Raw genomic sequence first — 3675 nt, 5'->3', positions numbered from 1 at the left:
CCGGTGCGGTGGTCCACAGGATGATCGCGATCGCCACCAGCATCAGCAGCCCCGCCGCCAGGCTGGCGATGGTACGGATGCGCGTGGTGTTGCGGGTGGCGCGGAACGGCGGGCGATGCGCGAAGGCATCGTAGCCGGGGCTGCTCGATTCACCCGTCGCGGCATAGGCGCTAGCATCGATCAGCGGCGCGGGCGCGGCGGCGATCGCGGGCGAAACGGGCGGAGGCGCGGCCATTGTCGCGGCCGCGCTGTCGCGCACCAGCGTCGCGGTATCGCCGTCGCCGTCCACCACGCGCGGCGGCGGCGCGGGCAGGTCCGCCGGTTCCTGATACCAACTGTGCCGGCAATTGGCGCAACGCACCGCGCGCCCGGTGGCACCGATCGCACTGTCGGGGACCAGATAGCGGGTGCGGCATTCGGGGCATTCGAGGATCATGGCGGGCACCGGCTGGACGTAAACCGAATCTAAACACCGACCGTGCGCTGATGGCAAGTCGCTGTTGTCCAATAGTAACGACTCGCGATGCTTGAAGCGCGGCGGGGCGCGTGCGATGGCGATCACCTTCTTGCACGGGCCGGCCGCCGGGGCCGCCCCTGCGCCGGGGCGGAGGCAGGTCGGGGACGGGTGGCGGGTATCGTCGAGTTCGAACACGTCGGATTACGCTACGGCCAGGGCGACGAGGTGCTGCGCGACCTCCATTTCGCGCTGTCGCCGGGCGAATTCTATTTCCTCACCGGCGCCAGCGGCGCGGGCAAGACCTCGCTGCTGAAGCTGTTGTATCTCGCGCAGCGGCCGACGCGCGGGATCATCCGGCTGTTCGGCACCGACGTGGTGACGCTGCCGCGCGGGCGGATGCCGGGGTTCCGGCGGCGGATCGGCGTCGTCTATCAGGATTTCCGCCTCGTCCCGCATTTGTCGATCGCGGACAATGTCGCGCTGCCGCTGCGCATCGCGGGGATGCTGGAGCGCGACGTGCGCGAGGCGGTGACCGAAATGCTCGCATGGGTCGGGTTGCACCATCGTGCCGACGCCCGCCCCGCGACCCTGTCGGGCGGGGAGCAGCAGCGAGTCGCGATCGCGCGTGCGGTGATCGGCCGGCCCGAGATCCTGGTCGCGGACGAGCCGACCGGCAACGTCGACGAGGCGATGGCCGACCGGCTGATGCAATTGTTCGCCGCGCTCAACGGTCTCGGCACGACCGTCGTCGTCGCGACCCATGATTACGCGCTGCTCGACCGGGTGCAGGCGGCACGGCTGTTGCGGATCGTCGACGGCCGGTTGCAGGATGGCCCACCACCCGAGCGGGGGCAAGGACGGCCGATCAGGCCGCCGGCGGCGATCTATCGCGATGGCGACGGGGTGGTGCCGCTGTGAAACAGGCTACCCACCGCGTCCTCGATACCGCGCGACAGGGGCGCACGATGGCCTGGGTACTGGCCATCATGCTGTTCCTGACGGTGCTCGCCACCGCGGCGGGGGTGGCCACCGCCGCCGCGGCGGGGGCGATGGGGCGTGAGCTGGCTGGACGTGCCACGGTCCAGATCGCCACCGCCGATGCCGCGACGCGCGCCGCGACCGAGCAGCGCGTCGTCGATGCGCTGCGTGCGTCGCGCGCGGTGCGGGCGGTGCGCGTCGTTCCGCGTGCGGAGCTGACGCGGATCCTGGGGCCGTGGCTGGGCGATACGGCGGGGGATGGCGAGCTGCCGATCCCCGCGCTCATCGATATCGATCTCGCGGATCGCGCCGACGCGCTGCCGCAGGTGCGGGCGCTCCTGGCGCGGATCGCGCCGGCGGCGCAGGTCGATCGCCACGGCGATGCGATGGCGTCAATCGGGCGGCTGCTGACCGGCTTCACCGTGTTGTCGGCGACGCTGGTGGTGCTGATGGCGGTGGCGACGGCGGCGGTGGTGATCCTGGCCGCTCGCGCCGGACTGGAGGCGCATCGCACCACGATCGAGGTGATGCATGCGCTCGGCGCCACCGACGTGCAGGTGGCGCGGCTGTTCCAGCGCCGCCTCGCGCGCGATGCGAGCTGGGGGGCGCTGTTCGGCGGTGTGGCGGGATGGCTGGTGGTCGCGCTGGCGGGATCGCAGATCGGCGCGGCGGGATCGCAATTGCTGGCGGGCCTGTCGCTCGGACGGGAAGGCTGGGTCGCGATCGCGTTGCTGCCGGTGGTGTTCGTGCTGCTTGCTGCGATCGTCGCGCGGCGGGCGGTGCTGCAGGCGTTGGGGCGATTGCCGTGATCCGGCGCGTCATCGCGGTCGTGGTGCTGATCTGGGCGCTGGGCTTCGCCGCCTTCATGCTGCTGCTGCCGGGTCCCGCCGACGATGCGCTGCGCACCGACGCGATCGTCGTGCCGACCGGCGCGGCGGGGCGGATCGCGCGCGGGCTGGACCTGCTCGAAGCGGGCCGGGCGCGGCGCTTGCTGGTGACCGGCACCGCGCCGGGAGTGACGCGCCGGGATCTCGCCCGGGTCGCCGGGCATGCCACGACGATCGCCTGCTGCGTCGATCTCGGCGATGAGGCGGTCGATACGCGCGGCAATGCCGAGGAAACGAGCGCCTGGGTGCGTACCCATGGCTATCGATCGGTGCGGCTGGTCACCTCCAACTGGCATGCGCGCCGCGCGGCGATGGAGCTCGGCGCCACCCTGGGGCCCGACGTGACGATCACCGTCGACGGCGTGCAGAGCTTTCCGACGCTGCCGCAGGCGATCAATGAGTATCACAAACTGCTGCTGCGCGGCGTGGCGCTCGGCTGGCGCGCGGTTGCGGGGGCATGGGGCGGGGCATGAGCCGGCTGCGCGCGCTGCTGTTCCGCGCCGCTTTCTACGGGCTGTCGGTGCCGGTCGTGCTTGCCGCGCCGCTGTCGCTGCCGTTCGGTCACCGCGCGGTGGTGCGCTACGCGCATTTCTGGGTCAGGCTGCACCGCTGGCTGGCACGGATGATCCTGGGTGTGGCGGTGCGGGTCGAGGGCAGGCTCGCCGACGGGCCGGCGCTCTACGTCGCGAAGCATGAATCGATGTTCGAGACGTTCGAGCTGGTCGATCGGATCGACGGCCCGCTGATCGTGCTGAAACAGGAATTGCTGCGCATCCCGGTATGGGGACTGATCGCCAGCCGCTATGGCGCGGTGGCGCTCGATCGCGGCGCGGGCAGCAAGGCGATGCGCCATCTGTTGCGCGCGGGTGAGGCGGTGCGCGCGAGCGGCCGGTCGGTACTGATCTTCCCCGAATGCACGCGCGTGCGGCATGGCGAGCGGCCGGCGCTGAAACCGGGGTTCATCGGCCTGTACAAGGCGCTGGGGTTGCCGGTCGTGCCGGTGGCGAGCGACTCGGGGCGGTTCGTACCGCGCGACGGCACACCGACGCCGGGCATTCTGACGCTGCGATTCGGCGCGGCGATCCCGCCCGGCCTGCCCCGCAAGGAGATCGAGGCGCGGGTGCACGCCGCGATCAACGCGCTCAACGACTAGCGCCGTGCGCCGCCGGGCATGACCAACTGACCCGCTCCGGCGGGTTGCTCAATCGTGCCGGCGCCCGAAATCGGCGGCGTCGTCGTCCTGCCCCTGATCGACGATCGAGCGGCGGATCGTGCGCGTCCGGGCGAAGCGCTCGAACAGCGCATCGCCATCGCCCCAGCGGATCGCGCGCTGCAACTGGCTGAGATCCTCGC

General features: G+C 71.5%; 5 protein-coding genes and 1 pseudogene. 4 read left to right on the top strand and 2 right to left on the bottom strand.

What is annotated here, in order from left to right; translation table 11 throughout:
* The coding region (locus ACFDSW_RS15915; RefSeq protein ID WP_375251243.1) for a zinc-ribbon domain-containing protein at window positions 1–436 on the bottom strand (436 nt) is incomplete at its 3' end.
* A gap of 189 nt (window positions 437–625) precedes the next feature.
* Here ACFDSW_RS15915 and ftsE point away from each other — a divergent pair.
* Genes ftsE through ACFDSW_RS15895 form a run of 4 tightly spaced genes read left to right on the top strand, consistent with a single transcriptional unit; the run spans window position 626 to window position 3475 of the window.
* Window positions 626–1375 carry a cell division ATP-binding protein FtsE gene (ftsE, locus tag ACFDSW_RS15910; RefSeq protein ID WP_375251242.1) on the top strand — a complete coding sequence of 250 codons (750 nt, stop codon included), beginning with the start codon at window positions 626–628 and terminating at the stop codon, window positions 1373–1375.
* A complete protein-coding gene (locus tag ACFDSW_RS15905) occupies window positions 1372–2244 on the top strand; it encodes a cell division protein FtsX (RefSeq protein WP_375251241.1) in 873 nt (290 codons plus the stop codon). Before ftsE ends, ACFDSW_RS15905 begins: the two co-directional genes overlap by 4 nt.
* Window positions 2241–2795: a YdcF family protein gene (locus tag ACFDSW_RS15900; RefSeq protein WP_375251240.1), complete on the top strand. Its 555-nt coding sequence runs from the start codon at window positions 2241–2243 to the stop codon at window positions 2793–2795. Before ACFDSW_RS15905 ends, ACFDSW_RS15900 begins: the two co-directional genes overlap by 4 nt.
* Window positions 2792–3475 (top strand): lysophospholipid acyltransferase family protein, encoded by a 684-nt coding sequence (locus ACFDSW_RS15895; RefSeq protein ID WP_375251239.1) that lies wholly within the window; start codon window positions 2792–2794, stop codon window positions 3473–3475. Before ACFDSW_RS15900 ends, ACFDSW_RS15895 begins: the two co-directional genes overlap by 4 nt.
* A 48-nt stretch (window positions 3476–3523) precedes the next feature.
* On the opposite strand, the pseudogene ACFDSW_RS15890 reads toward ACFDSW_RS15895, so the two are convergent.
* A pseudogene (locus tag ACFDSW_RS15890) lies at window positions 3524–3675 on the bottom strand (prephenate/arogenate dehydrogenase family protein); the annotation flags it as partial.

The sequence above is a fragment of the Sphingomonas sp. genome, from assembly GCF_042091075.1.
Lineage (GTDB): Bacteria > Pseudomonadota > Alphaproteobacteria > Sphingomonadales > Sphingomonadaceae > Sphingomonas.
The sequence above is the reverse complement of the archived record's forward strand: the minus strand, read 5'-3'. Positions and strand labels throughout refer to the sequence as shown.